Origin of the sequence: Streptomyces sp. NPDC012508, assembly GCF_042902595.1 — a bacterium.
GTDB lineage: Bacteria > Actinomycetota > Actinomycetes > Streptomycetales > Streptomycetaceae > Streptomyces.
This window is the reverse complement of record NZ_JBIBEO010000004.1, coordinates 191838-218196: the sequence shown is the minus strand read 5'-3', so window position 1 is coordinate 218196 and position 26359 is coordinate 191838. Positions and strand designations below refer to the sequence as shown.

Here is a 26359-nt window from a genome sequence, read left to right as displayed (position 1 = left end):
TTGCGAGGCGGACGCGGCTTGGGTGACGTCGGTGACCTGGGAGGCGGACGCGGCTTGGGTGACGTCGGTGACCTGGGAGGCGGCGGTGGCCGGGCCGGCCTCGGACGGTGCGCCGAGGGCCGGGCTGCCCGCATCCGTCCTCACCGCGACTCACCCACCGACGACTTCCCTCCCGGCGCCTCCTCCACGAGCGCCTCCTCCACGAGCGACGCCTCCACGGGCGGCTCCCCCGCGAGCGATGCCTCCGCGACCGACTCCCCCGTCAGTGCCGTCACCGTCTCCATCGGCACCCGCAGCAGCTCCCGGGCCTGCGTCTCCGCGGCCTCCGCGTCCCCCGACTCGATCGCCGCGATCAGCGCCTCGTGCGCGTCGATGTCGACCGGCGGCATCTCCCGGTCGCCGAGCGCCTCCACGAGCACCTCGTGCACCTGGGTGGAGAAGAAGCGGTACACCTCGGTGAAGGCCGCGTTGTGCGTGGCCGCGACGACGGCCAGATGGAAGGCCAGGTCCGCGTCCGCGTCACGGTCGCCCTCCTCGCGGAGGGTCGTGAGGGCGGCCCGCAGCCGCAGCAGGTCGTGGGTGTCCCGCCGCACCGCGGCGAGGCGCGCCGCCTCCGCCTCCAGCGCCACCCGCAGTTCCAGGACGTCCCGTGCGCCGGCGTGGCGCATGCCGCGCAGGACGGCCGCGGGATCGGCGGTCGAACGGACGAACGTGCCGTGGCCCTGACGCGAGACGAGGAGCCCGGCGTGGACCAGGACCCGGATCGCCTCACGGACGGTGTTGCGGCCGACGCCCAGCTGCTCGGCGAGCTCGTGCTCGGTCGGGATGCGGTCGCCGACGGCCCACTCGCCCTGGACCAGCTGCTCCCGCAGCTGCTCGACCACCGAATCCACCAGCGAGGTCCGCCCCGCCGCCTTCAGCGCCATCACCACTCCACCACCATGCGACACTCCACCTCATTAGCCCGGTTGCCCAGTCATCCTACAACTGACTTTCAGGGCCCTCCGAGGGGCGCCGGACTACTGTGGCTCCGTACGGGACACGAACACCCTCACCACCCTCGGGAGTCAGTCATGTCAGACCGCTTCGACGTCGTCGTACTCGGAGCTGGCCCCGGCGGCTACGTCGCCGCCATCCGCGCCGCCCAGCTGGGCAAGCGGGTCGCGGTCGTCGAAGAGAAGTACTGGGGCGGTGTCTGCCTGAACGTCGGCTGCATCCCCACCAAGGCGCTGCTGCGCAACGCGGAGCTCGCCCACATCTTCAACCACGAGGCGAAGACCTTCGGCATCAAGGTCGACGGCACGGTCTCCTTCGACTACGGCGAGGCGTTCAGCCGTAGCCGCACGGTCGCGGACGGCCGGGTCAAGGGCGTCCACTTCCTGATGAAGAAGAACGGCATCACGGAGTTCGACGGCCGCGGCACCTTCGTCGACGCGAACACGATGCAGGTCGCCAAGTCCGACGGCACCACGCAGACGATCACCTTCGACAACTGCATCATCGCCACCGGTGCCACCCCGCGGCTCCTGCCGGGCACCGCCCGCACCGAGCGCGTGGTGACGTACGAGGAGCAGATCCTCGCCGAGGACATCCCGCAGTCGATCATCATCGCCGGCGCCGGCGCGATCGGCATCGAGTTCGCCTACGTCCTGCACAACTACGGCGTGAAGGTGACCATCGTCGAGTTCCTCGACCGGATCGCGCCGCTGGAGGACGTGGACGTCTCCAAGGAGCTGGCCAAGCAGTACCGCAAGCTGGGCATCGACGTCCTCACCTCGACCCGCGTCGAGGCGATCGACGAGTCCGGCCCGCAGGTCCGCGTCACCGTCACCGGCAAGGACGGCGCGCAGAAGGTCCTGGAGGCCGACAAGGTCCTGCAGGCCATCGGCTTCGCCCCGAACGTCTCCGGCTACGGCCTGGAGAGCACCGGCGTGGCGCTCACCGAGCGCGGCGCGATCGAGGTCGACGGCCGCTGCCGCACCAACGTGCCGCACATCTACGCCATCGGTGACGTGACCGCGAAGCTGATGCTCGCGCACACCGCCGAGTCCATGGGTGTCGTCGCCGCCGAGACCATCGGGGACGCCGAGACCATGGAGCTCGACTACCCGATGATCCCGCGCGCCACGTACTGCCAGCCGCAGATCGCCAGCTTCGGCTGGACCGAGGCGCAGGCGCGGGAGAAGGGGTACGACGTCAAGGTCGCCAAGTTCCCGTTCACCGCCAACGGCAAGGCGCACGGCCTCGGCGACTCCACCGGTTTCGTGAAGATCATCGCCGACGCGCAGTACGGCGAGATCATCGGCGCGCACCTGATCGGCCCCGACGTCACCGAGCTGCTGCCCGAGCTGACGCTGGCCCAGCAGTGGGACCTGACGGTCCACGAGGTCGCGCGGAACGTCCACGCGCACCCGACGCTGGGCGAGGCCGTGAAGGAAGCGATCCACGGTCTTGCCGGACACATGATCAATTTCTGAGAACTCTCCCAGTACGGGGTGATAGGCACTGAAACGTGCCGAGTGAAACGCTCCCCGCTGGTACGCCGGGTGGCGAACCGTCCCGACCGATCAGGTCGTGGGTGCGTTCGTCACCCGGTACGCATGTGTGGCTGCTCGTCATCGCGATCACCAGCACGGTCATCGCGCTGTCGTCCGACGGCCTGGAGCACTATCTGCTGCAGCGCAACAGCAGCAATCTCCACCAGCTCTCCCACCACCCGATCCGGGCGCTGCTCGGCAGCGCGTTCTGGATCGAGAACCCGGCGAACTTCCTGCTGTACGCGGTGCTGTTCGAGGTCTTCCCCGCGCCGGTCGAGCGCTGGCTCGGCACGCCGCGCTGGCTCGTCACGGTCGCCACAGCACACATCGCGGCCACGCTCATCAGCCAGAAGGTCGTCCTCGAGGCGATCCAGGACCATGATGTGCCGCGCAGCATGGCGCACGTGGTGGACATCGGGGTCAGCTACGGGATCGCGGCGTCGGCCGGGATCCTGACGTACCGGATCCCATGGCCCTGGCGGTGGCTCTATCTGGCGGGAGCGGTGACCTTCTTCGCCGTACCGCTGTTCACGAGCCATACGTACACGGATCTGGGACACGCGATCTCGCTCGCCGTCGGGCTGGCCTGCCAGCCGCTCACCTGGGGCGCCCCGCACGGTAAATCGGTGGCTTCCGAACCTCCGCCACGCGCACACTAGTTGTGCGGGAGACGCCCGCTGTGAGGCCGCCGGGCCGGCCACGAGACCGGGGAGGAGCGCGATGACGACCGACACCAGTTCGAGCCGGAGTTCGAGTCCGTCGAGCTCCCTGCAGGGCGGCGCCCCCTAGCGCCGCCGGGGCGGCCGCTTCGAGCGCGCGGGTTCTCCGCGCGAGGCCGCCCACCCGGAGGATTGGCCGAGTGGTAAGGCAGCGGCTTGCTAAGCCGTAGTCGGGTTCACGCCCGCGCGCGTTCGATCCGCGCATCCTCCGCGTGTCCCCTGGGCGGGCGGCGACCAGGTTGTGACAGCCGGCCGCCGAGGCCCGGGGTCGTACGAATCGGTGAGGCCCGTACGGGTACGGGCCGTGCGCCTACGCCGCGAGCAGGCGCTCCAGCACCACCGCGATGCCGTCGTCCTCGTTCGAGGTCGTGACCTCGTCCGCGACCGCCTTCAGGGTTTCGTGCGCGTTCTCCATCGCCACGCCCCGCGCCGCCCAGCCGAACATCGGGATGTCGTTGGGCATGTCGCCGAAGGCGATCGTCTCCGCCGCCTTCACACCGAGCCTGCGGGCCGCGAGCGAGAGGCCGGTGGCCTTGCTCAGGCCCAGCGGGAGGATCTCCACGATCCCCGGGCCGGCCATCACCACGTCCACCAGGCTGCCGACCGTGTGCCGGGCGGCGCCCGCCAGCTCGTCGTCCGACAGCGTGGGGTGCTGGATGTAGAGCTTGTTCAGCGGGGCGGACCACAGCTCCGCCGGGTCCGTGAAGGGGACGAACGGCAGCGGCCCCTCCTGAACCCGGTAGTCGTGGCTGATCAGCACAGCGCCGTCCAGACCGTCCCGGCTCGCCGCCAGGGCCAGCGGCCCGACCTCGGCCTCGATCTTCGACAGCGCCAGACCGGCCAGCTGCCGGTCCAGGGTGACCGAGGTCAGCAGCCGGTGCTCGCCCGCGTGGTAGACCTGCGCGCCCTGACCGCACACCGCGAGTCCCTCGTATCCGAGGTCGTCGAGGATGTGCCGTGTCCAGGGGACGGACCGGCCGGTGACGACGATGTGCGCCGCCCCCGCCGCCACCACGGCGGCGAGAGCGTCACGCGTACGTTCCGAGACCGACTCGTCGGCGCGCAGCAGCGTGCCGTCGAGGTCCGTCGCGACGAGCTTGTACGGGAAGGAGCTCACTTGGAGATCGGCTCCAGGACCTCGCGGCCACCCAGGTACGGCCGGAGGACCTCGGGCACCCGCACCGAACCGTCCGGGAGCTGGTGGTTCTCCAGGATCGCCACGATCGTGCGCGGTACGGCGCACAGGGTGCCGTTCAGCGTCGCCAGCGGCTGGACGACCTTCTTGCCGCCCCGCTCGTCGCGCATCCGCACGGACAGGCGGCGCGCCTGGAAGCCGTCGCAGTTCGACGCGGAGGTCAGCTCGCGGTACTTGCCCTGGGTCGGGATCCAGGCCTCGCAGTCGAACTTGCGCGAGGCGGAGGAGCCCAGGTCGCCGGTGGCCACGTCGATGACCTGGAAGGGCAGCTCAAGGCTGGTCAGCCACTGCTTCTCCCACTCCAGGAGCCGCTTGTGCTCGTTCTCGGCGTCCTCCGGAGCGACGTACGAGAACATCTCGACCTTGTCGAACTGGTGGACCCGGAAGATGCCCCGGGTGTCCTTGCCGTACGTGCCGGCCTCGCGGCGGAAGCACGGCGAGAAGCCGGCGTAGCGCAGCGGGAGCTTGTCCGCGTCGATGATCTCGTCCATGTGGTACGCGGCGAGCGGCACCTCGGACGTACCGACGAGATAGAAGTCGTCCTTCTCCAGGTGGTACACGTTCTCCGCGGCCTGGCCGAGGAAGCCGGTGCCCTCCATGGCGCGCGGGCGGACCAGCGCCGGCGTCAGCATCGGGATGAACCCGGCCTCGGTCGCCTGCGCGATCGCCGCGTTGACGAGGGCCAGCTCCAGCAGGGCGCCGACACCCGTCAGGTAGTAGAAGCGCGAGCCGGAGACCTTGGCGCCCCGCTCGACGTCGATGGCGCCCAGCGCCTCGCCCAGCTCCAGGTGGTCCTTGGGCTCGAAGCCCTCGGCCGCGAAGTCGCGGATCGTGCCGTGCGTCTCGAGGACGACGAAGTCCTCCTCGCCGCCGACGGGCACGTCCGCGTGGACGATGTTCCCGAGCTGGAGCAGGAGCGTACGGGCCGTCTCGTCGGCCTCGTTCTGCTCGGCCTCGGCGGCCTTGACGTCGGTCTTGAGCTGCTCCGCCTTCTGCAGGAGCTCGGCGCGCTCCTCGGGGGAGGCCTTGGGGATCAGCTTGCCGAGCGCCTTCTGCTCGGATCGGAGCTCGTCGAAGCGGACGCCGGACGACCTGCGCCGCTCATCGGCGGAGAGCAGGGCGTCGACGAGTTCGACGTCCTCTCCACGGGCGCGCTGGGAGGCGCGAACACGGTCGGGGTCCTCACGGAGCAGGCGAAGGTCAATCACCCCACCAGGCTACCGGTGCGCGCTCGTGCCACCCCACCCGATATAGCCGTGCGTGTCGCTTTGCCCGAATTGCCGGTATTGGGAAATGCTCTCCCTATTCGTCAATTAACGGCCAGGAGCCCCCGAAAAGGGGCGGACCGGGGCGCGCGGCTTGACCGAACCGCCCTGTGGGCGCGCGGACTTCTCCACAGTGGAGGCCTGCCCTGGAAAGTTTTCCACAGGCTGTGCGGAACTTCTGTGGATGGTGAACGAAATCCTGGGCGCAATCATGATCAAACCACCCCGGCGCACTCTTCCGGGTGGGAATTCCCTGATCTCACTCGCTCTAAAGAGTTGATCAACGGAATGGGGGTGACGTGAGGTGAGCTGCGCCCTGTGGGTGACGGGAAGCCGACTGGGGCGATTTGTCGACCTCGCTCCTCAGCCATATCGACTTGTCCCCAGGCCGGGAGAGCTGCCTGTGGATAACTATGGGTGTGGACGGAAAATATGCAGGTAGGACTAGTGGTTCACACCTGTGGACGACCGCCCCCGGCGAAGGAGGCGGTGGGTCACTATCAGGTCAGGCCCGACCGTCCTGGGCCCTCGACAGCCAATCGGAGGCCGCCATGAACTCCGCGTCCGACGTCCCGCGCCGCAGCGCCCGTACGTCCTCGACCGCGACGCCCGCCCGCGGGTACGAACCGAGGAACCGCACCTTCGGGCAGATCCGCTTCAGACCCATGAGCGCCTCGCCCACGCGCCGGTCCGAGACATGGCCCTCGGCGTCCACGGCGAAGCAGTAGTTGCCGATCCCCGCGCCCGTCGGACGGGACTGGATCAGCATCAGGTTGACCCCGCGCACCGCGAATTCCTGAAGCAGCTCGAGGAGGGCACCCGGATGGTCATCACCCAGCCACAGCACCAGCGACGTCTTGTCCGCGCCCGTCCGCGCCGAGGGCCTGGCCGGGCGGCCCACCAGGACGAAACGGGTCTCGGCGTTCTCCGCGTCGTGGATCTCGGTGACCAGGGCCTCCAGCCCATAGGTCGCCGCCGCGAACTCGCCGGCGAAGGCCGCGTCGAACCGGCCCTCCTGCACCAGCCGGGCCCCGTCCGCGTTCGAGGCCGCCGACTCCCACAGGGCGTCGGGCAGGTGGCCGCGCAGCCAGTTCCGTACCTGCGGCTGCGCCACGGGGTGACCGGTGACCGTCTTGATCTCGGACAGCTTGGTGCCCGGCCGGACCAGCAGCGCGAAGGCGATGGGCAGGAGGACCTCGCGGTAGATCATCAGCGGTTCGCCGGAGGCAAGCTCGTCCAGCGTCGCGGTGACGCCGCCCTCCACCGAGTTCTCGATCGGCACGAGAGCGGCGGCGGCCTCTCCGTTGCGTACGGCGTCCAGCGCGGCCGGTACGGAGACCATCGGGACGAGTTCCCGGGTCGCGGCCTCGGGCAGCGTACGGAGCGCGGCCTCCGTGAAGGTGCCTTCGGGGCCGAGATACGTATACCGGGTGGCTGACATACGGTCACCCTAATAGGCGCCGGGCTTTCAGGACTCCAGAAGCCGCTGGCCCACGTACTCACCCTCCGCCGCCCCACCCGGCACGGCGAAGAGACCGCTCGCCTCGTGCCGGACGAACGGGGAGAGCGCGTCGCCCCGGTCGAGCTTGCGCTGGACGGGCACGAAGCCCCTGAGCGGGTCGGCCTGCCAGCAGATGAAGAGGAGCCCGGCGTCGGGGGTGCCGTCCGGCGCGATGCCGTCGTGGAAGGAGAAGGGGCGGCGGAGCATGGCGGCTCCGCCGTTCTGTTCGGGGGCGGAGATCCGGGAGTGGGCGTTGTCCGGGATGACGAGCTTGCCGTCGGGCCCGGTCTTGTCGAGGTCGAGTTCGGTGGTCTCGGTTCCTCCGGTGAGCGGGGCGCCGTCGGACTTGCGGCGTCCGATGACCTTCTCCTGCTTGTCGAGGGAGAGCTTCTCCCAGTCGTCGAGCAGCATGCGGATCCGGCGGACGACGGCGTACGAGCCTCCGGCCATCCACTCCTGAGCCCCGGAGGCGCCGGTGCTGCCCCCGGCGGGGACGAAGATCCGCTGGTCGAAGTCGGGGTCGGACGGCTTCGGGTTGCCGGTTCCGTCCACCTGGCCCATGAGATTGCGGGCGGTCATCGGCCTGGCCGTGGCGCCCGCCGACCGGTTGAAGCCGTTCATCTGCCAGCGGACACCGGCGGCCGATCCGGCGTCCTTCTGCAGGGCGCGCAGTGCGTGGAAGGCGACCAGTGCGTCGTCGGCGCCGATCTGCACCCAGAGGTCGCCCTCGGACCTCTTGGGGTCGAGGGCGTCGGCGGAGAAGGCGGGCAGCGCGTCGAGCTGCGTGGGGCGGCGGGCGGTGAGTCCCGTACGGCCGAAGAACGAGTGGCCGAATCCGAAGGTGACCGTCAGGGAGGAGGGTCCGGCGTCCAGGGCGACACCGGTGTCGTCGGTCGACGGCTTGCCCGCCATCAGCGCCTTTGCCGTGGCCGACCATCGCCGCAGCAGCGCGGCCGCCTCCTTGCGGCCGGCCCCGGGCGCGAGGTCGAAGGCGACCAGATGGCCGCGCGCCTGAAGCGGAGTGGTGATCCCCGCTTGATGTTTCCCGTGAAACATCGCCTCGGTCGAGCCGACGGTCGCCAGTGCCTTTCCTTCGGCGGCGGAGGAGGCCGAGGAGCCGGAGTCGGCGACCGCCGCGTAGACCCCGGTGCCGCCGGCCGCGCCGAGGGCGAGGCCGGCTGCGCCCGCCGCGCCGACCGTGCCCAGAAGCCGCCGCCGGGAGATCTCAAGGTTGTCGTCGTTGCTCACGTCGGTCAGCCGATCTTCACGTTCTTGTCGATGGTGGTCTGGTCGATGTCGGAGGTGCGGACGGTCACCTGGATCTGCCAGTCGCCGGCCATCGGGATCTGTACGCCGTTGGCGCTCCAGTGTCCGGTCTGGATCCGCTCGGGGACGACGGGCAGCGGCCCGACGTCCTTCGCCTTCAGGGTGAAGGCGACCTTGATCTCGGGCAGGTCCAGCGGGCGGCCGTCGGGGTCGTCGACGAAGAGGTGGAGCACGTTGGCGCCGGTCCGGCCGGGGTCGAGGCTGAGCCGTACGGTCCCCTTGCCCGCGGCGCCTCCGGTGTCGAAGGGCAGCCGGATGTCGACGGGCCGCTCGGGCACAGCGGTCGATCCGGAGGCGGACTGTGAGCGACCCGCCTCCTCCTCCGTGCGGCCGGGCTCGGTCGACGTCAGGACGGTCGTCACGGCGAGCAGGACGACGGCGACCACGGCTTCGGTCAGGACGGAGCGGCGCAGGCCGGTGCGCTCGGGGTCTGCGTCCCGGTCCCGCTTCGTGCGGGCGAGGGCGACGGCGGCCCGCTGCCGGGCGAGCTGCGCGGCCCGCTCGGGGTCGAGGACCTCGTCCCGGTCGTTCTCGTCCCGGGCGGCCGTTTCCTGGGCGGCCGTTTCCTCTTCGGCGGGTGCGTCGGACACCGTCGGTTCGCCGAGGCGCTGGGTCCAGCGGCGGGATATCCAGGCGATGCCGACCAGGACGGCCACGAGCCCGATCTTGACCAGGAGCAGCTGTCCGTAGGACGTGCCGGTCAGGGCGGACCAGGAGCCGACCTGCCGCCAGGACTGGTAGAGCCCGGTGGCCGCGAGGACCACGACCGAACCGAAGGCGAGCTTCGAGAAGCGTTCCACTGCCGTCCGCTCGATGCCGGGCGCCCGGTAGAGGGCGACGAGCAGGGCGGTCAGTCCGCCGAGCCAGGCCGCGACGGCGAGCAGGTGCAGCAGGTCGACGGGCATCGCGATCCCCGGCTGGATGCCGGTGGAGGCGTGCTCGGCGAGGGCCCAGGTGCCGGCGATACCGGCGGCGACCACGGTGCCGCCGATCGCGAGCCCGAAGGTGAGGTCCTTCTTCTCCTTCTCGTCGGTCCGCTTGGTGTACGTCCCGAAGAGCACGGCGACGAAGAGCGCGGCGGCGCCGAGCAGCAGCAGCCGGGAGATGAGCGCGGCGCCCGTCTTCGTCTCCAGGACGGAGCCGAGTCCGCCGAGGTCGAAGGCGTCGGCGAGTTCGCCGGAGCCGGTGTACGGGTTGCGGAGCAGCAGCATGGCCAGGGTGGCCGCGGTCAGGGTGAGCCAGCCCCGCACGACGAGCCGCTGGAGGGGCCGGACGCTCGCGCCGCGCGGCCAGCAGGCGAGGACGAAGGCGCCGCCGCCGACGAGGACGACGAAGCCGGCGTACGAGAGGTAGCGGGCGATGCCGTAGAGCGCACCGACGAGTCCGCCGCCGACCTCCTGGTCGGGGAGGGCGACGGTGGTCTGGGAGGGGGCGCCGATGGAGAAGGTGAAGGCGCCCGCGATGGGGTGGCTGTCGGCGGAGACGGTCTGCCAGGCGACGGTGTACGTGCCCTCGGGCAGGCCGGTGCGGAGGCCGACCCCGTACCTGACGATCGAGCCGCTGCACAGGTCGCGTATCTCGGCGGTGTCCACGCGGTTGCCCGCCGGGTCGAGCACCCGGATCGAGTCGTCGCTCATGGCGACCTGTTCGGAGAAGGTGAGGTTGACGTCCTTGGGGGCGGTGGCGACCACCGCCCCGTCCTGCGGGTCGCTGCCGGTGAGCGCGGCATGCGCGGACGCGGGGGCTGCGCCGGCGAGCAGGGCGCCGAAGAGCGTGGCCGCGACGAGCAGCAGCCGCGCCAGGGCGGTTCCGAGGCGCGGGGCGGTGGTGGTGGGCATGTGTGTGTCAGTCCCTCAAGTAGCTCAGTGCTGCTTCGGGTTGTGGGTGGCGGCCTCGACGGGAAGGTCGACCTTGATGGGGCCGGACTTCTCGAAGTGCAGCTCGATGCTGACCATGTCGCCTTGCTTCGGCTTCTGCTTCAGGGCCATGAACATGATGTGGCTGCCACCGCGTTCGAGCTTCAGCTCACCGTTGGCAGGGATGTCGAAGGACTTCACCTGCTGCATCTTCTGGTTCTTCGTCTCGTGGATCTGGACGTCGTCCGAGATCGGGCTCGTGACGGAGGTCAGCTTGTCCGCGGTGGCGCTGTCGTTCTTGATGGTCAGGAAGCCGCCGGCCATGTCCATCACGGGCTGCGGCATGAACGCGCCGCTGACCTTCAGTTCGGGCGTGCCGGTGGCGCCGGCGGCTCCGGCTGAACTGTCGGTCGAGCACCCGGTCAGCGCCAGCCCGGAGGTGAGGGCGACGGCGGCGATCAGGGTGGTGGTGCGGCGGTTCACGGGTTCTCCCCCTTGATGAGCTTCGGCAGGTCCTTGGCGTAGTCCTCGACCCTCGTGTCCTCGCCGTACAGGACGTAGCCCTGGTCGGTCGTGGGCGAGAAGGCGATCACCTGCGCTCCGTGCATGGAGACGACCGTGCCGTCCTTCTCCTTCTTCGGCGGGTCGATGCCGATGCCGATCTGGCGGGCGCCCGCCTGGATCGTGGTGAAGTCGCCGGTGAGGCCGATGAAGGACGCGTCGCCGGCGGCGGGGAGCCACTTGCCGAGTTCGGCCGAGGTGTCCCGCTCGGGGTCGGTGGTGACGAAGACGACCTGGAGCTTGTCCTGGTCGGCCTTGGGGAGCTGCTTCTTGGCGATGGCGATGTTGCTCATCGTCAGCGGGCAGACGTCGGGGCAGTGCGTGTAGCCGAAGTAGATCAGCGTCGGCTTGCCCTTGGTCTGCGCGCGGAGGTCGAACTTCTGGCCCTTCGTGTCCGTGAGGACGAGGTCGGGCTTGGTGAAGGGGCGGTCGAGAACGGTCGCCGCCTTGGTGCCGTCGCTGCCGCCGGAGATCGCGGCGACCGTTCCGTTTCCGGATCCGGTGGCCTTGTCGTCTCCGCCGCCGAGGCCGACCGCGGCCGTCACCGCGAGGGCGGCGACGACCGCGACGGCGGCGGCGATCAGGGGGGCGCGGCGGCTGGGCCGGGTCCGCGCGTCGGTGCTGGGGTCGTTCGTCTTCTGGACGGACATGGAACTCGTTCTCTCGTTGTTCTCTCGGTTCAGGCCGAGCGGCGGCGGCCGGCGAGCAGGCCGAAGGCGACGCCCGCGACACCGACGAGGATGCCGACGACACCGAGGATGCGGGCGGTGGTGTCGCTGCCGGCGGAGTCCGCGTGGGCGGCGCTCTCGGTGTGGGCCTTGTCGCCCTTGGCTTCGTCCTTGGCCTTGTCGTCGTGACCGGCCTTCTCGTCCGTCTTGGCGCCGCCGCCGTGGTGGTCGTCGCTCGCCGCGGAGAGCTTCAGCACGGGCGCGGGGTACTGGGGCTCCTCGCCCCCGTCCTTGGCCTCCTCGATCCAGCGGACGACCTCGTCGTTGTCGTACGTCTGGATGGCCTTGACGACGAGCTGGTCGGTGTTCTCCGGCAGCTGGCCGAGGGAGAGCGGGAACTGCTGGAACTGGCCGGGGCCGATCTTCGAGCCGTCCGCGGTCCAGGTGACCTTGGTGACGGCCTCGTTGATGGTCTTGCCGTGCAGCTCGAGCGGCTTGGCGAGCTTGGACTTGGTGACCTCGGACTTCCAGCCGGGGACGGGCTGCGGCATCACGGAGGCGAGGGGGTGGTCGGCCGGGAAGTTGACCTCGACCTTGATGGTGGAGGCGTTGTCGCGCTCGTTGGGGACCTTGACGTTGACCGTCGCGTAGCCGCCCTTGGCGGCCTCACCCTGCGGCTGGACGCCGACATGCGCGAAGGCGGTGCCGGAGAGCAGCACGACGGAGGAGAGGGCGATGCCACCGGTGAGGGCGATACGGGAAACGTTCATGACTTCAGGACACTCCAGCTCATGAGAAGGGTCGGGGTTCCGGCACGCCGAGGACCGGAAGGGTGTGATCCGGTTGGTACGGGCGTACGAAGGGCCGCGGGACCCGCTCTTGGTGAGCGGTCCGCGTCGGTCAGGCCGCGAGGGCGCAGTCGGCGGCCGGAGGGCCGCGCCGGACGACCGTGTGCTGGAGTGCCTCGGCGCCGGTGGGCGGCGAGGTGTGGTCCGCGGTACGGGCGGGGCGGCGCGGCCCGGCGGCCGGAAGGCCGGGGAGGCCGGCGAGCAGGGCCCGTACGAGAGTCAGCGCGGCGCGCAGGGAGCGGACGAGGGCGCCTTCGGCGAGTTCGGTCGCCCCGTGGGTGGAGAGCCGGACGAGCCGGCCGAGGGCGAGGTCGCCGCGGCGCAGGAGCCAGCCGGTGGCGAGTGCGGCCAGGAGGTGGCCCAGCACCATCGGCAGGTTGGGCAGGACCTCGGCGCCGGAGGCGGTTCCGGCCGCGAGGTGGGTGGCGTGGGCCGTGTGCGCGGCGGCGTCGGCCGGGTCGAGGCCGGCGTCGCTGATGATCCGTGTGGCGTCGGCGGCGCTCAGGGACGCGGCCCCGCCGCCGCAGACGATCTTGGCGGCCATCCGGATCAGCGCGTCGTCGGTGACCGGACCGAGGGAGCCGGCCGAGAGCGGCCGCTGCCCGAGCCCGAACAGGACGTGCAGTCCGAGCTGTCCGCCGGCCAGAGCGGTGACGATGACGGGCAGCGAGCGTTCCCGTCCGGCGAAGAGGACGGTGACGCCGAAGATCGCGAGGAAGCCGGCGGCCAGTGTCCACAGGGCGATGCCCGCGCATGCGGCGAGGGCGTGGCCGAGCCCGGACAGCACGACGCAGACCGCGGTGAACACCGCGGCCCTCAGCAGGCGTGGCGCGAGCGCGGGGGCAGACATGGCGGGCCCATCATCGCACCAGGCCCATGCCCAGCATGAGGCAGGTCCGGAAGATCACCTTTGGTGCCTTCGGGCCGACTTCGGGCGGGGCGTTGGGGGGCGCCGGATGGGGCGCCGGAAGGTGCGCCGGGCAGGTCGGGGGCGGGGCGCCGGGACCGGCATACACCGGCGCACGGCGTGTACACATCCGCCGAACGAGGGCTCTAGTGGTGCCGAGGGGCTTACGGACCACGCAGGGCGGCAATAGGTAACGGTATGTCGCGCCGCAGCATGTCGAGCCGCAGCCAGGAGGCTGAAGCATGAGCATCTGGTGGTCCCTCCATCTGAGGCGCGAAGCCGCGAGCGTTCCGCTCGCCCGGCGGCTGCTGCTCGGCACGATGGAGACGGCGGGGGTCGACCCCGACGTGTCCTACGAACTGTCGGTCGCCCTGACCGAGGCGTGCGCCAACGCGGTGGAGCACGGCGGGGACTCCGGCTCCGGCCCGGCCTCGGAGGAGTACCGGGTCACTGCGTATCTGGACGGCGAGACCTGCCATATCGAGGTGGCGGACTCGGGGCCGGGTTTCTCGGCGGCCGGGTGCCCGGTGCCCTCCGCCGGCGCCGATGCCGAGAACGGGCGGGGTCTGCGGCTCATCGAGGAGCTGGCGGACCATGTCCACTTCGGGCGTACGGGCCGGGGCGGGGCACTGGTCAGCTTCGACAAGATCGTGAAGTGGCGTACGGACGCCCCGCTCGCGCTGACGTGACCTGACGCCGTGTACGAAAAGGCCCCGGCCGGCCGTGACGGTCGGCAGGGGCCCACTCTCGTACGCGGTGTCGGATCGGCCCGTCAGCCCTTGAGGCCGGCCATCCACGCCTCGACCTCGTCGGCCTGGCGCGGCAGCGAGGCGGAGAGGTTCCGGTTGCCGTCCTCCGTGACCAGGATGTCGTCCTCGATCCGGACGCCGATGCCCCGGTACTCCTCCGGCACGCTCAGGTCGTCGGCCTGGAAGTAGAGCCCCGGCTCGACGGTCAGGCACATGCCCGGCTCGAGGGTGGTGTCGACGTACGCCTCGGTGCGCGCGGCGGCGCAGTCGTGGACGTCCATGCCGAGCATGTGGCCGGTGCCGTGCAGGGTCCAGCGGCGCTGGAGGCCCAGCTCCAGGACACGGTCGACCGGCCCCTCGACCAGGCCCCACTCGACGAGCTTCTCGGTGAGCACACGCTGGGCGGCGTCGTGGAAGTCGCGGTAGGCGGCGCCGGGCTTCACCGCGGCGATGCCCGCCTCCTGCGCCTCGTACACGGCGTCGTAGATCTTGCGCTGGATCTCGGTGTAGCGGCCGTTGATCGGCAGGGTGCGGGTCACGTCGGCGGTGTAGAGCTCGGTGGTCTCCACGCCGGCGTCGAGGAGCAGCAGCTCGCCCGAGCGGACCGCGCCGTCGTTGCGTACCCAGTGGAGGGTGGTGGCGTGCGGGCCGGCGGCGCAGATGGAGCCGTAGCCGACGTCGTTGCCCTCGACGCGGGCGCGCAGGAAGAAGGTTCCTTCGATGTAGCGCTCGCTGGTGGCCTCGGCCTTGTCGAGGACCTTGACGACGTCCTCGAAGCCGCGGGCGGTGGAGTCGCAGGCCTTCTGGAGCTCGGCGATCTCGAACTCGTCCTTGACGAGGCGGGCCTCGGAGAGGAAGACGCGCAGCTCCTCGTCGCGCTCGGCGGTGACCTTGTCGGTCAGCGCGGCCTCGATGCCGGCGTCGTGGCCGCGGACGGCGCGGACCGGGCCGGTGGCCTCCTTGAGCGCGGCGGTCAGCTCGCGGACGTCCTTGGCCGGGATGCCGAGGAGCTGCTCGGCCTCGGTCAGGGAGTGCCGGCGGCCGACCCACAGCTCGCCCTGGCCGTCGAGCCAGAACTCGCCGTTCTCGCGGTCGGAGCGCGGCAGCAGGTAGATCGTCGCCTTGTGGCCGCTCTTCGTGGGCTCCAGGACGAGGACGCCGTCCTGCGTCTGGTCGCCGGTGAGGTAGGCGTACTCGGTCGACGCGCGGAAGCTGTACTCGGTGTCGTTCGAGCGCGTCTTCAGGTTGCCGGCGGGGATGACGAGGCGCTCGCCGGGGAAGCGCGCGGAGAGCGCGGCGCGGCGGTCGGCGGTGTGCTGCGCCTGGGCGATCGGCTCCAGGCCGCGCAGCTCGGTGTCGGCCCAGCCGGACTTCATGTTCTCGGCGAGCTCGTCGGACACGCCCTGGTACAGGCCGTTCTTGCGCTGCTTGATCGGCTCTTCGGTCTCGTCCGGGGTTTCCGGGGTGAGCTCGTCTGCCACGGGGGTCTCCTTTTGGTACGACACTGAACCCCCTCCATCGTACGGTCGTACGGAAGGGGGCCCAGGGCCGTAAGACCCATTACCGCTGAGTCACCTCCGCTCTACGCGCGGCTCACGCGCAGCACGGCTCACGCGCAGCACGGCTCACGCGCAGCGTGGCTCACGCGAGGCGCGTGGTGGCGTAGTCGAAGGCGGGGCTCATTCGAAGCGGGCCGCGAGCAGGACGACGTCCTCTCCGTCGACGGCGTGGCCGAGGCCCTCGGGCAGCAGCGTTCGCAGGACGTGGTCGGCGATGGCTCCGGGGTCCTTACGGTCCGCCTTCGGGACGCTCGCGGCGGCCGCGTGCAGCCGTGCGAAGGCCCGGTCCATGGGGTCGCCGGTCCTGCGGAGCAGCCCGTCGGTGTAGAGCAGCACCGTTTCTCCGGGGGCGGGAGCGATCTCGATGCTCGGTGCCTCCCAGCAGGCGAGCATCCCGAGCGGTGCCGACAGCGAGGTCTCGACGAACTCGGTGCGGTGGTCGCCGATGATCAGCGGCGGGGTGTGTCCGGCTCCTGCGAGGACGAGCTTGCGCTGCTTCGGCTCGGAGTAGGCGAAGAGCGCGGTGGCCGAGCGGGCGGGCTCGGTGATCCTGAGCAGGAGCTCCAGGTCGGAGAGGACGGCGACGGGGTCCTCGCCCTCCATGACCGCGTACGCCCGCAGGGAGGCGCGCAGCCGGCCCATCGCTGCGAGCGCGCTGGGCCCGGTCCCGGAGACGGAGCCGACGGCGAGACCGAGGGCGCCCTCGGGCAGCGGCAGCGCGTCGTACCAGTCGCCGCCGCCCTGGGGGCCGGTGTGGTGGCGGGCGGCGAGCTGGACGCCGGGGACCCGGGGGAGGCGGCTGGGCAGCAACTCCTCGGCGATGGTGGCGACCTGGACGCGGGCCCGCTCCAGCTCCAGGAGGCGGGCGAGGTGTTCGGTGGCGTGGCGGCTGTAGAGGCCGACGAGGTGGCGCTGGCGTTCCGCGGGCTCGGCGGGTTCGTCGTAGAGCCAGACGACGGCGCCGAGCCTGCCCGCCGCCTCGGTGGCGAGGGGGAGCGCGTAGCTGGCGGCGTAGCCGAGCCGGGCGGCGACCTCGCGGTGGCGCGGGTCGAGCTCGGCCTCCCCGAGCAGGTCGGGGACGGCGATCGGTTCGGGAACGGTGATCGGGTGGGGGGTCGCGATCGAAGGGGGCGCGGCGAGCGGATCGGGGAAGCCGTGGGCGCCGGTGGGATCGGGGGCGGCCCGGGCGGCGGCCGGCTCGTGGTCCGGTTCGGGGAGGCCGTCGAGGATGCGGCCGTACGAGGTGGCGCTGCGCGGCACGGTCTCGATGGTGCCGAGGTCGGCGTGGGCCAGGCCGAGGCCGATGGTGGAGGTTGGGCCGAGGCCGTCGCCTGGTTCGAGGACGGCCATGCCGCGGCGGGCGCCGACGAGGGCGGCTCCGGCGCGCAGCACCTCGCGCAGTGCCTCGTCGAGCGAACCGGTCTTGATCAGGCGTTCGGTGAGTTCGTGGAGGGTGGTGAGGTCGGAGACCCAGCCGGCCAGCCGGTCCTGGATCATCGCGCCGGGGATCGCCGGGAGGGCTGTCGCGGACGGGTGTACGGGCGGAACGGGCGCGGTAGTGTGCGCGGGCGAGGGAACCGTGGAATCGATTCCAGCCACTTTCGGCAGGTGTGGGGCGCTCATGTCGGCCGGCTTTCCGACTGGTGCGTTTCGCTCAATAGCATCGCAAACCCCCATGTCAATCTGCGCCGCTAGCAATGCATCCACATGTACACGCACAAGAGGAGCGATGTCCAGCATTGTCCCCACGGGACTTGTGGTGTCCGTGGGGTTTGGCAGAAGGGTTGAAGTGCAGGCCAAGTTGGCCGAAAATTGCCCCCTCGGCGCACCTTTTGCGGTCGACTGGCGTCGTTTGAAAGCGCGTTGATTTGACCGTGACGGGTACGTAATCGGTGATGGCCAGGGGCAGTTGGAACCGCCCCGGAACCTGGCAGGGTGCCTGGGCGTCCTCACCGCCGCAGGCCGCGCCCCCTCGAGTGGACGACGAGCCTCAGCTCGGCCCCTCCCGCCCCACCACGGGGCGGTGAACCGCCGACCTTGTACGCGCTGATACGCACAGTGAAGTGATCTGCACATGGTGTGATGTGGATTCGGCGTTCAACGGAAAGGAACGAGCGCTCATGCGCGAGATCCTCGGAAGGCGACGCAGGTTCCGGTTCCGGCGCAGGGAAAGGACCGTTCAGCTCGACGCGGCGCTCGTCTGCGCCACCGAGTGGGAATGGCCCGTGCTGCCCGGTGTGGGGCTGAAGGCGACGACCCGTACGTCCAGAGGGGCCGGCTGCGCCTGCCCCGACCCGGGGTGTGTCGTCCCCGGCGCGCATCCCTTCGACCCCGGACTGCTCGCGGCCACCACCGACGAGCGCATGATCCGCTGGTGGTGGGGGCGGCGCCCGGACGCCCCGGTGGTCCTGGCCACCGGAGGCACCGCGCCGTGCGCGGTGAGCCTGCCGGCCGTCGCCGGGGCGCGCGCCCTTGTCGCCCTCGACGCGATGGGCATGCGGCTGGGGCCGGTGGTGGCGACGCCCACGCGCTGGTCGCTGCTTGTCGCTCCGTACGGCCTGGAACAGCTCGGCGAGCTCCTCTACGCGAAGGACAGCGTGCCCAGCTCGCTGCGGTTCCACGGTGAGGGCGGCTATCTGCTGCTGCCGCCGTCGGTCGCGGGGACGGGGCAGGTGCGCTGGGAGCGTGCGCCGCTGGAGGGCTCGGCCCGGCCCTGGCTGCCGGACGTGGAGGCGGTCGTGGACGCGCTGGTCGAGGCGAGCACGGGCGCGCCCGGCGGCGGCAGCAGGCTCGCGTACTGACGGGCGGGGACGGACGGACGGGCCGGAGCGGCGCGCGGCGGAACGACCGGAGGCGGCAGGTGGCCGGACGCGACGCCCGGCGCGGCGACGGGTCGACGGGGCGACGGGGCTCGGCGCGTAGACGCGTCGACGGCGCGACGAGGAACGGCGCCTCGACGGTTCGACGCCTCGACGGTTCGACACGTCGACGAGTCGACGGGGCTCGAACGGGCGGTGTTCGCGGCGCGGCCTCACCCGTACGGGTGTGAGGCTGCCCGACTTGTACGGGAAATGGGCGCGCGCCGCGCTGTACGCCGCCGATCCGCCGATATCTTCGGCGCACCGTTCACGTTGATCACGTAGCGCACGCGGCTCTTGCCGTTCTTGCCGTTCTCACGTCGTAGCCAGCCGGGCAGGTGGTCCCATGAATCTCCGCATGATCGGGCTCGGGGCCGTCGTGGTGTGTGCCACGCTGCTGCCGCTGGTGGCCCTCGCCGGCCAGGCCGGCGGTCCGGGTCCGGACGCCGACGCCAAGCCGCGCGCCGAGGACCACGCGCAGGACGCCGGGCGACGGGCCGACGGGGGGCTGCTGCCGGGGCTCGATCTCGGCGCCCCCGAGGCCCCGCCGGCCCCCGCGACCGAGCGCTCCTCCTCCGCCGCCGCGCAGGCCCCGGCGGACCTTCCCGGCCGCGCCTCGCACTGCGGTCCGGACCTCACCTCCCCCGACGGGATCGAGGCGCAGACGTGCGTGCTGACCGATGGCCCCGACACCTGGGCGCGGACGTACTACCGCAACGCCGGCGGCCAGCAGCTCGACTCCGTACTCACTCTTATGGGGCCCGCGGGGCGGACCGTACAAGTGCGTTGCTCGGTTCCGGCGCGGGACGAACCGGGGGCCTGTGAGACGCCGCGGGAGCGCTCGCGGGGCGCCGCTTCGGCATATTCGGCCGTGGCGGAATTCGCAGGTTCGGGAGAGGGCGGCAGTACGCCGCTGCTGCTGCGAGCGGGGAGCAACATGGCCGCGCCGGGCGGCAGTTGAGCCTCGGGACGGGATCCGTCCGGGCATGAGAAGACCCGATCGCTGGCGACGGGGGATGCACCAGCGACCGGGCTTCTAGAACGGTAACAAGAGATCTGCTGTTCGCAAATTCGATCTCGGTTATTCGGACAGGGATTTACCTGGCCGCACGAGGAGTTGTGGCGGATGTCACCGACTGGTCGGTCTGTCAGTCCCCACCATCACCACGCGCACCACGGGGGTCAGCTCAGAGTGACCTGGCGGTTGGTGAGACCGCCACGGGCGCGGCGCTCCTCCGGGGTGAGCGGAGTGTCGGTGGCCAGCGCCGCGGCGAGGCGCTCGGCGAACTCGACGGCCGGCTTCTCGCAGTCCTCGGCGCGCATCGAGGTCGGCAGGTCCCAGACCGGGACCATCAGGCCGTGGGCCCGGAAGGAGCCGACGAGACGGGTGTCGTCGCCGAGGGAGGACGTACCGGCGGCGTGCAGGCGGGCGAGGGCGTCGAGGAGCTTCTCCTCGGGGTGCGGCATGACCCAGCGCAGGTGGTTCTTCTCCGGGGTCTCGCACCAGTACGACGAGTCCACGCCGGTCAGCTTGACCGTGGGGATCGCGGCGGCGTTGGCGCGCTCCAGGGAGGCGCCGACCTCCGGGTTGGAGTTGTCCGAGGTCTCCGGAATCCAGAATTCGAAGCCCGCGTGCACGACCGGCGTGAAATCGCCGTTCGGGTCGAGCAGATCCTGAAGGCGCGGGCCCTCGGCCGGGACGCGACGGCCGGAGACCGGAGTACCCGGCTCCGCCTCCAGGGCGCGCAGGAGGGTGTCGGCGAGATCGCGGGCGAGGTCGCCGGAGGAGGAGTCGTTCTGCAGGGCGAGGAGGACGGAGCCGTCGTCGCGGCGCAGGGCGGGCCACGCCATGGGCAGTACGGTCGCGAGCGTCACGGACGGCACGCCCTCGGGCAGCCCGTCCTTGAGGGTGAGCGGAACGGTGGCGGCAGGCACCAGTTCGCGCAGCGCGACCCAGTCGCACTCGCCGGGCAGCCCCTCGAAGGGGCGCTGGACGAGCTCGGTCACGGCGTGCGCGGCGGCCCGGCCGTGACACGCCTTGTAGCGGCGGCCCGAGCCGCAGGGGCACGGCTCGCGCGCACCGACGACCGGGATCTCCCCGTTCGTGACCTGTGCCTTGACGGCCTTCGTCTGGGGGCGCTTCTTGGCCATGGTGTGGCTTCTCCCGATAGCGGCAGTGCGTGTGGTGCAGGCCGCGCTCGGTGCACGGCTCTGTGTCGGGCGAGCCTAGCCGTACGGAAGCGCCGAGGGACTCAGGCGGACACGATCACCGGGCCGGGCCGGGCCCGTGTCGGACGGTGCCAGTGCCGGACGTAAGACCGGGAGCCCCGTGCCGGACGTAGGACCGGGAGCCCCGTGCCGGACGTAAGACCGGCAGCCCCGTGCCGGACGTAGGACCGGGAGCCCCGTGCCGGACGTTGCCAGTGCCGGACGGTGCGGGTGCCGGACGTGGCTCGGGACGTGGCCCGGGCTCAGTCCAGGTCGTCGTACGCGTCCAGGAACTCGAAGCCCTGGCCGCCGCCGACCCGCGCGGCGAAGTCCTCGCGGCGATGGCCTTCGGTGACGACCACCCAGACCGTCACCTCGCCGGACGCGTTGTCCCGTACGCCCCAGTCCTGAGCCAGCGCACTGATGATGTTCAGCCCACGGCCGCCGCGCGCGGTGACCGAGGGCGTCGACGGAACGGGCCGGGTCGGACCACCTCCGTCCGTCACCTCGACCGTCAGGCCACCCGACGGATCGACGCGCCATGCCGCACGGACGTCCCCGTCGCCCACCTCCGCCCGCCCCAGCGGCCTGCCGTGCCGGCAGGCATTGCTGAGCAGCTCGGAAAGGATCAGTACCGCATCGTCGACGACCGATTCGGACATCCCGCTGCGGCTCAACTGCTCCCGCATACGGTGTCTCGCTTCACCCACGCCCGCAGGGCCATGGGGAACGGCCATGCTCGACGACGTGGGCACCTCCTGTGCCACCACCAACGCCACCCCCGAGACCTCCTTTGCCCCACGCCACGGTGTGGATGCCCCAATGGCCTGGACCGGAAACCGCCTCATGAGCGTGCGGTGACGCACTCGTGACGATCGAGTACGGACCGAACGCGCCGGTGCACTCCCTGTACAGCCGTGACGGGTGGGGAAGAAGGGGACGCATGGGGAGGGAAACAGGATCAAAGGCGGCCCAACTGGGACAGCACCTGCTTGGGTCGGTTGGTGATGATCGCGTCCACGCCGAGCCGCTCGCAGAGCTCCACGTCCTCCGGTTCGTCCACCGTCCATACATGGACCTGGTGCCCGGCCTTCTGGAGGCGCAGGATCACGGCGGGGTGGTGGCGGACGATCCGGATCGACGGTCCGGCGATCCGCGCGCCCGCGGGCAGCCGTCCGTCGCGCAGCCGGGGGGTGACGAACTGCGTCAGCGCGACGGTGGGGAGTGTCGGCGCGGCGGTGGCGATCCGGTGGAGCGAGCGCGCCGAGAAGCTCATGACCCGTACGGGAGAGTCCTCCGGCGCCGGCGGCTCCGCGAGGCCGAAGCGCTTGAGCAGGTGGAGCAGCCGCTCCTCGACCTGGCCCGCCCAGCGGGTGGGGTGCTTGGTCTCGATGGCCAGCTCTATACGGCGCCCGGCGTCGGAGACGAGCTCCAGGAGACGTTCCAGGGTGAGTACGGAGGTGAGTCCGGAGTCCTTCCAGTCCGGGCTCTCGCCCGCTTCCTCGCGGCCTCTCCAGGTGCCGAAGTCCAGGGCGGCGAGGTCGGCGAGCTCCAGGGCGGAGACGGCGCCGCGACCGTTGGAGGTGCGGTTGACGCGGCGGTCGTGGACGCAGACGAGGTGGCCGTCGGCGGTGAGCCGGACGTCGCACTCGAGGGCGTCGGCGCCGTCCTCGATGGCCTTCACGTAGGCGGCGAGGGTGTGTTCCGGGGCGTCTTCGGAGGCCCCGCGGTGGGCGACCACCTGGACGGGGGCGGGGTTCGAGTGCGGCCGGGGGTGCTGCCGTGCGTGGGTCACCGCGTCATGGTGCCATTGGCGGGGCGGCCGTAGCGGATCGCGTCCGTTCTGTCCGTATATAAAGAAAGGGGTGCGGATGCACAGCTCCGCCTTACAGTGGCCTGACGGCCTGTGGGAAAAGCTGTTCGCAGCACCCTAGTGATGGCATCCACCCGTGCAGTGAACGAGGAGAGAGCTGTGAGCACCGAGAACGAGGGCACCGAGGTTCCGGCGGACCCGAGTGCCCCGTCCGCCCCTCCCGCCCCTCCCGCCCCTCCCACGCCCCCGGTCGCCCCTCCCGCCGCTCCCGAGCAGGCGCAGGCAGGCGCTCCAGCCGCGGCGGAAACGCAGGCGCCCACTCGGGCCGAGGCGCTCACTCGGGCCGAGGCACCGACCCACGCCCCGGCCGGGCATCAGGACCCGACCGCTCCCCAGACTCAGGCTCAGCCCGCTCCCCATGCCCATGCCCATGCTCATGCCCCGGCCCCGGCCCCGGCCCCGGCTCAGGTCCCGGCCGAGGCGGCGGCCGGTGGCTGGCCCCCGCCTCCGCCGACCGTTCCGGCCTGGGGTGCGCCCGTACCGCCCGTCCCGGAGGCTCCGCGCAAGAAGCGGACCGGCGGACTCGTCGCGGCCGTCCTCGTGGCCGCCCTGGTGGCAGGTGGTGTCGGCGGCGGCATCGGTTACTGGGCGGCCGAGCGCGGCGACGACGGGATCAGCTCGACGACGGTCGCCGCGGGCGACTCGCCGGCGGCCTTCAAGCGCGACCCGGGCACGGTCGCGGCGGTGGCGGGCAAGGCGCTGCCGAGCGTCGTGACCATCCAGGCGAAGTCCGGCGGCAGCGGCAGCGGTACGGACAGCGAGGGAGAGGGCGGCACGGGCACCGGCTTCGTCTACGACAAGGAAGGCCACATCGTCACCAACAACCACGTGGTGGCGTCGGCGGCGGAGGGCGGCACGCTCTCCGCGACCTTCTCGAACGGCAAGACGTACGACGCGGAGGTCGTGGGCCGCGCGGAGGGCTACGACGTGGCCGTCCTGAAGCTGAAGAAGGCGCCGGACGGGCTGGCTCCTCTCCCGCTCGGCGACTCCGACAAGGTGGCGGTGGGCGACTCGACGATCGCGATCGGCGCGCCCTTCGGCCTGTCGAACACGGTGACGACGGGCATCATCAGCGCCAAGAACCGCCCGGTGGCCTCGGGCGACGGCTCCGGCGGCAGCAACTCGTACATGAGCGCCCTGCAGACGGACGCCTCGATCAACCCGGGCAACTCCGGCGGCCCGCTGCTGGACGCGAACGGCTCGGTGATCGGTATCAACTCGGCGATCCAGTCGACCGGCAACGGCTTCGGCCAGACGCAGGCGGGCTCGATCGGCCTCGGCTTCGCCATCCCGGTCAACCAGGCCAAGAACGTGGCCGAGCAGCTGATCAAGACGGGCAAGCCGGTCTACCCGGTGATCGGCGCGACGGTGAACATGACGGAGCAGGGCGAGGGCGCCACGATCGCCGACGAGGGCGCGGGCGGCACCCCGGCCGTCATCGCGGACGGTCCGGCGGCGAAGGCCGGCCTGAAGCCGGGCGACGTGATCACGGGCTTCGGCGACCGCCAGATCGACAGCGGCCCGACGCTGATCAGCGAGATCTGGACGCACAAGTCGGGCGACTCGATCAAGATCACCTACGAGCGCGACGGCAAGGAAGCCACCACCACGGTGACCCTCGGCGAACGCACGGGCGACAACTGACCGCCTGAGCCGTCCCCCCGCGCCGCCCCGAACGGGCCCCGGCGCGGGGCGGCTTGCCCGCCGTGGGCCGGGCCCGCTCGGAGGCCCGGGAAAATTTCTTCCGCGTTCCCGTCACATGTGTGCCCATCGCTCCGTCAGTGCTGTGAAGACGCAGGCCAGACCGGAGCGAAGGAGCACAGCCATGACGAACCCCACCATCTCCCGGATGCCCAACCCGGCCGATTTCGTACCCGAGTTGAACGACATCGGTGCCGCCCTGTTCCGGGCCACGGGCAACCGCTCGGTGCCGCGCACCACGATGAACCTGATCCACCTGCGGGGCGGCCAGATCGTCGGCAACACCTACCTGACGACCCTGAACACCGGTTTCCTGCGCAAGGCCGGGGTCTCCGAGGAGCGGATCACCGCGGTCGCCTCCTGGCAGGACGCCCCGTACTTCACCGACGCCGAGCGCGCCGCCCTCGCTCTCCTGGAGGCCACCCTCCAGCCCGCCCCGCACGGCAGGGAGCGCGTCACGGACGAGCTGTACGCCGAGGTGGCGAAGCACTACGACGAGAAGGCGCTGGCCACTCTGACCATCGCGATCGGCCAGATCAACTTCTTCATCGCCATTGCCGTCATCGGCAAGCCGCAGCCGGTCAGCTCGCTGGCCGAGACCCAGTGGTCCTGACGAGCCCGTCCATCCCCGCCACATCCGCCCACCCGGTAGGCTGTAGCCGCTCCGCAGCAGGTGAGGCGGGGCATGGGTGGGTTGCCCGAGCGGCCTAAGGGAACGGTCTTGAAAACCGTCGTGGCGCGAGTCACCGTGGGTTCAAATCCCACACCCACCGCAGCACGTCGGTACCTGTGCTGACCAGAAGGGGCGCCCCGGTCGCGGGGCGCCCCTTCGTCGTGCGTGCGGCACGGGTGGTTCAACCGGGCCGTCGGGCCGTGTCACCCCGCGAGGCGCCCGCGCCCGGTCGGTCCGTCGGTTCCGTGTGCTGGGTGAGGCGGGCCGCCGAGAGGATGGTCGTGCGGGCCTCGTGCTCGGTCAGGCCCGTGTGGACCGCCGCCGACGTCAGGGCGTCGGCGAGGGAGTCGCCGAGGCCGTTCTCGTACGCCCGGCAGGCCGCCCAGAACAGGCGCGTGTTGCGCTGGCCCTCGTGGGCGGTGCGGACGAAGTGGATCAGGCCGAGGCCGTGGCGGGGGCCCGGCGGGGTGTGGTGGGGGCGCGGGGGTGGCGTGGGGGGCGCGATCAGGTCCAGGAGGGCGCGCGGGCAGGGTGCCGGGTCGAGGTGCTCGCTGCCCGGAGCGAGCCGGTACGCGCCCTTGGCGGAGACCGAGCCCGGTCCCACCAGGTAGCCGCCGGCGCCGCGGATGTCGATGCCGGGGGCGAGGCGGCTCGCCGAATTGGGGACGACGACGTCCGGTGGCCCGGTCAGCCACAGGTGGCGGCCGCCGCTCGGGGTGAGGACGGTGACCGTGGGCGGCAGCGTGAACAGGTGCTGGAGCGCCAGGTGGCGCAGTTCGGCCGTGGCGTCCGCGGGGGCGTCCCCGTGGGGGACGTCGAGGTCGACGCCGACGAGGTGGTGCGGCGGGCGCCCGCAGGCGATGCCGTAGCCGGTGGCCCAGGGCGCGGCGGCGAAGAGTGCCCGTACGGCCGCGGGATCGGTGGTCGCGTCGTGCACGCCGTGCCCGGGGCGGCCGCACTCGCCGTGGCAGACCACCGGGTGAGGGTCGTCCCGGTGGGGCGAGCGCAGCGCGGGGAGCTTGGAGGGCGACAGGGGGATGACGGGGAGCCCGCGCTCTGCGGCAGACAGGGCGTGGGCCAGGGCCAGGGTGGCGGAGCGCCGGTCGGAGGTGGCCATGGAGTCAGTTTCGTACATGCGTTCGAAAAAAGAAAGAGGGGAGGATTGGCTGAAAATCTGCCGGAACGCTTCCCCCCTTGCGGTGGGGCGGCTACGGCGGCGTGATCCGGCCCCTGGCCCGTTGAGCTGCGCCTTCGGGTGCGGGGAGGGGGTTTATCGACTTGTCCTCACGCTTGAGGGGGAATCGGCTGCTGAGGGGTGGTTCGCCGGGGATTGCGTGGGCAACTCTGGAGTCGCG

23 protein-coding genes and 2 tRNA genes are annotated in these 26359 nt (G+C 71.3%); 9 read left to right on the top strand and 16 right to left on the bottom strand.

The window, feature by feature from the left end; translation table 11 throughout:
- Positions 1 to 140: 140 nt before the first annotated feature.
- Positions 141 to 926 (bottom strand): FadR/GntR family transcriptional regulator, encoded by a 786-nt coding sequence (locus tag ACFY8U_RS15235; RefSeq protein WP_389570094.1) that lies wholly within the window; start codon positions 924 to 926, stop codon positions 141 to 143.
- 147 nt (positions 927 to 1073) lie between these two features.
- Here ACFY8U_RS15235 and lpdA point away from each other — a divergent pair, with 147 nt between their 5' ends.
- From lpdA to ACFY8U_RS15220, 3 genes are all read left to right on the top strand, one after another.
- Positions 1074 to 2477 (top strand): dihydrolipoyl dehydrogenase, encoded by a 1404-nt coding sequence (gene lpdA / locus ACFY8U_RS15230; RefSeq protein WP_389570092.1) that lies wholly within the window; start codon positions 1074 to 1076, stop codon positions 2475 to 2477.
- A gap of 101 nt (positions 2478 to 2578) precedes the next feature.
- Positions 2579 to 3196, top strand: coding sequence for a rhomboid-like protein (locus ACFY8U_RS15225; RefSeq protein ID WP_389570090.1), 618 nt, complete (start codon positions 2579 to 2581; stop codon positions 3194 to 3196).
- Between the two features lie 186 nt (positions 3197 to 3382).
- Positions 3383 to 3467, top strand: a tRNA-Ser gene (locus ACFY8U_RS15220).
- A gap of 99 nt (positions 3468 to 3566) precedes the next feature.
- On the opposite strand, the gene ACFY8U_RS15215 is transcribed toward ACFY8U_RS15220, so the two are convergent.
- The 9 genes from ACFY8U_RS15215 to ACFY8U_RS15175 all read right to left on the bottom strand — a co-directional run bounded on the left by ACFY8U_RS15215 (position 3567) and on the right by ACFY8U_RS15175 (position 13326).
- Positions 3567 to 4373, bottom strand: a complete 807-nt coding sequence (locus ACFY8U_RS15215) for an HAD family hydrolase (protein ID WP_389570087.1) — start codon at positions 4371 to 4373, stop codon at positions 3567 to 3569.
- Complete coding sequence (gene serS / locus ACFY8U_RS15210; protein WP_361435506.1) at positions 4370 to 5659, bottom strand: serine--tRNA ligase; 1290 nt, start codon at positions 5657 to 5659, stop codon at positions 4370 to 4372. The genes ACFY8U_RS15215 and serS overlap by 4 nt, the downstream gene beginning before the upstream one ends.
- 562 nt (positions 5660 to 6221) lie before the next feature.
- Positions 6222 to 7157, bottom strand: a complete 936-nt coding sequence (pheA, locus tag ACFY8U_RS15205; protein WP_389570085.1) for a prephenate dehydratase — start codon at positions 7155 to 7157, stop codon at positions 6222 to 6224.
- Between the two features lie 27 nt (positions 7158 to 7184).
- Positions 7185 to 8465 (bottom strand): iron uptake transporter deferrochelatase/peroxidase subunit, encoded by a 1281-nt coding sequence (efeB, locus tag ACFY8U_RS15200; RefSeq protein WP_389570082.1) that lies wholly within the window; start codon positions 8463 to 8465, stop codon positions 7185 to 7187.
- Between the two features lie 5 nt (positions 8466 to 8470).
- Positions 8471 to 10381, bottom strand: a complete 1911-nt coding sequence (locus tag ACFY8U_RS15195; protein ID WP_389570079.1) for a copper resistance protein CopC — start codon at positions 10379 to 10381, stop codon at positions 8471 to 8473.
- Between the two features lie 24 nt (positions 10382 to 10405).
- A complete protein-coding gene (locus tag ACFY8U_RS15190; RefSeq protein ID WP_389570076.1) occupies positions 10406 to 10882 on the bottom strand; it encodes a copper chaperone PCu(A)C in 477 nt (158 codons plus the stop codon).
- On the bottom strand, positions 10879 to 11544 hold the full coding sequence (locus ACFY8U_RS15185) for an SCO family protein (RefSeq protein WP_389570913.1): 666 nt from the start codon (positions 11542 to 11544) through the stop codon (positions 10879 to 10881). Before ACFY8U_RS15185 ends, ACFY8U_RS15190 begins: the two co-directional genes overlap by 4 nt.
- Positions 11545 to 11639: 95 nt before the next feature.
- Positions 11640 to 12398: a YcnI family protein gene (locus tag ACFY8U_RS15180; protein ID WP_389570074.1), complete on the bottom strand. Its 759-nt coding sequence runs from the start codon at positions 12396 to 12398 to the stop codon at positions 11640 to 11642.
- Between the two features lie 130 nt (positions 12399 to 12528).
- Complete coding sequence (locus ACFY8U_RS15175) at positions 12529 to 13326, bottom strand: hypothetical protein (protein ID WP_389570072.1); 798 nt, start codon at positions 13324 to 13326, stop codon at positions 12529 to 12531.
- 299 nt (positions 13327 to 13625) lie between these two features.
- Between ACFY8U_RS15175 and ACFY8U_RS15170 the strand changes: the two genes are divergently transcribed.
- Entirely contained in the window at positions 13626 to 14072 is a 447-nt protein-coding gene (locus tag ACFY8U_RS15170; protein WP_361600052.1) for an ATP-binding protein, read from the top strand.
- Between the two features lie 83 nt (positions 14073 to 14155).
- Here the strand turns inward: ACFY8U_RS15170 and ACFY8U_RS15165 are convergent, their stop codons facing one another.
- Positions 14156 to 15613, bottom strand: coding sequence for an aminopeptidase P family protein (locus ACFY8U_RS15165; RefSeq protein WP_389570070.1), 1458 nt, complete (start codon positions 15611 to 15613; stop codon positions 14156 to 14158).
- Positions 15614 to 15811: 198 nt separating this feature from the next.
- A complete protein-coding gene (locus tag ACFY8U_RS15160) occupies positions 15812 to 17431 on the bottom strand; it encodes a PP2C family protein-serine/threonine phosphatase (protein ID WP_389570068.1) in 1620 nt (539 codons plus the stop codon).
- A 380-nt stretch (positions 17432 to 17811) separates the two neighbouring features.
- On the opposite strand from ACFY8U_RS15160, the gene ACFY8U_RS15155 reads away from it, so the two are divergent.
- Both ACFY8U_RS15155 and ACFY8U_RS15150 read left to right on the top strand, forming a co-directional pair.
- Positions 17812 to 18492 carry a bifunctional DNA primase/polymerase gene (locus ACFY8U_RS15155; protein WP_389570066.1) on the top strand — a complete coding sequence of 227 codons (681 nt, stop codon included), beginning with the start codon at positions 17812 to 17814 and terminating at the stop codon, positions 18490 to 18492.
- Positions 18493 to 18895: 403 nt separating this feature from the next.
- A complete protein-coding gene (locus ACFY8U_RS15150; protein ID WP_389570065.1) occupies positions 18896 to 19510 on the top strand; it encodes a hypothetical protein in 615 nt (204 codons plus the stop codon).
- A 221-nt stretch (positions 19511 to 19731) separates the two neighbouring features.
- Here ACFY8U_RS15150 and ACFY8U_RS15145 read toward each other — a convergent pair whose 3' ends face one another.
- From ACFY8U_RS15145 to ACFY8U_RS15135, 3 genes are all read right to left on the bottom strand, one after another.
- On the bottom strand, positions 19732 to 20700 hold the full coding sequence (locus tag ACFY8U_RS15145; protein WP_389570063.1) for a DUF5926 family protein: 969 nt from the start codon (positions 20698 to 20700) through the stop codon (positions 19732 to 19734).
- A gap of 320 nt (positions 20701 to 21020) precedes the next feature.
- On the bottom strand, positions 21021 to 21623 hold the full coding sequence (locus ACFY8U_RS15140) for an ATP-binding protein (RefSeq protein WP_389570060.1): 603 nt from the start codon (positions 21621 to 21623) through the stop codon (positions 21021 to 21023).
- A 95-nt stretch (positions 21624 to 21718) separates the two neighbouring features.
- On the bottom strand, positions 21719 to 22552 hold the full coding sequence (locus ACFY8U_RS15135) for a glycerophosphodiester phosphodiesterase (protein ID WP_361754551.1): 834 nt from the start codon (positions 22550 to 22552) through the stop codon (positions 21719 to 21721).
- 177 nt (positions 22553 to 22729) lie between these two features.
- Between ACFY8U_RS15135 and ACFY8U_RS15130 the strand changes: the two genes are divergently transcribed.
- The 3 genes from ACFY8U_RS15130 to ACFY8U_RS15120 all read left to right on the top strand — a co-directional run bounded on the left by ACFY8U_RS15130 (position 22730) and on the right by ACFY8U_RS15120 (position 25104).
- Positions 22730 to 24274 (top strand): S1C family serine protease, encoded by a 1545-nt coding sequence (locus ACFY8U_RS15130; protein WP_389570056.1) that lies wholly within the window; start codon positions 22730 to 22732, stop codon positions 24272 to 24274.
- A 181-nt stretch (positions 24275 to 24455) separates the two neighbouring features.
- Complete coding sequence (locus ACFY8U_RS15125) at positions 24456 to 24944, top strand: carboxymuconolactone decarboxylase family protein (RefSeq protein WP_361435546.1); 489 nt, start codon at positions 24456 to 24458, stop codon at positions 24942 to 24944.
- A 75-nt stretch (positions 24945 to 25019) separates the two neighbouring features.
- A tRNA-Ser gene (locus ACFY8U_RS15120) sits at positions 25020 to 25104 on the top strand.
- Positions 25105 to 25185: 81 nt separating this feature from the next.
- Here the strand turns inward: ACFY8U_RS15120 and ACFY8U_RS15115 are convergent.
- A complete protein-coding gene (locus tag ACFY8U_RS15115; protein ID WP_389570053.1) occupies positions 25186 to 26121 on the bottom strand; it encodes a bifunctional DNA primase/polymerase in 936 nt (311 codons plus the stop codon).
- Between the last annotated feature and the right edge of the window lie 238 nt (positions 26122 to 26359).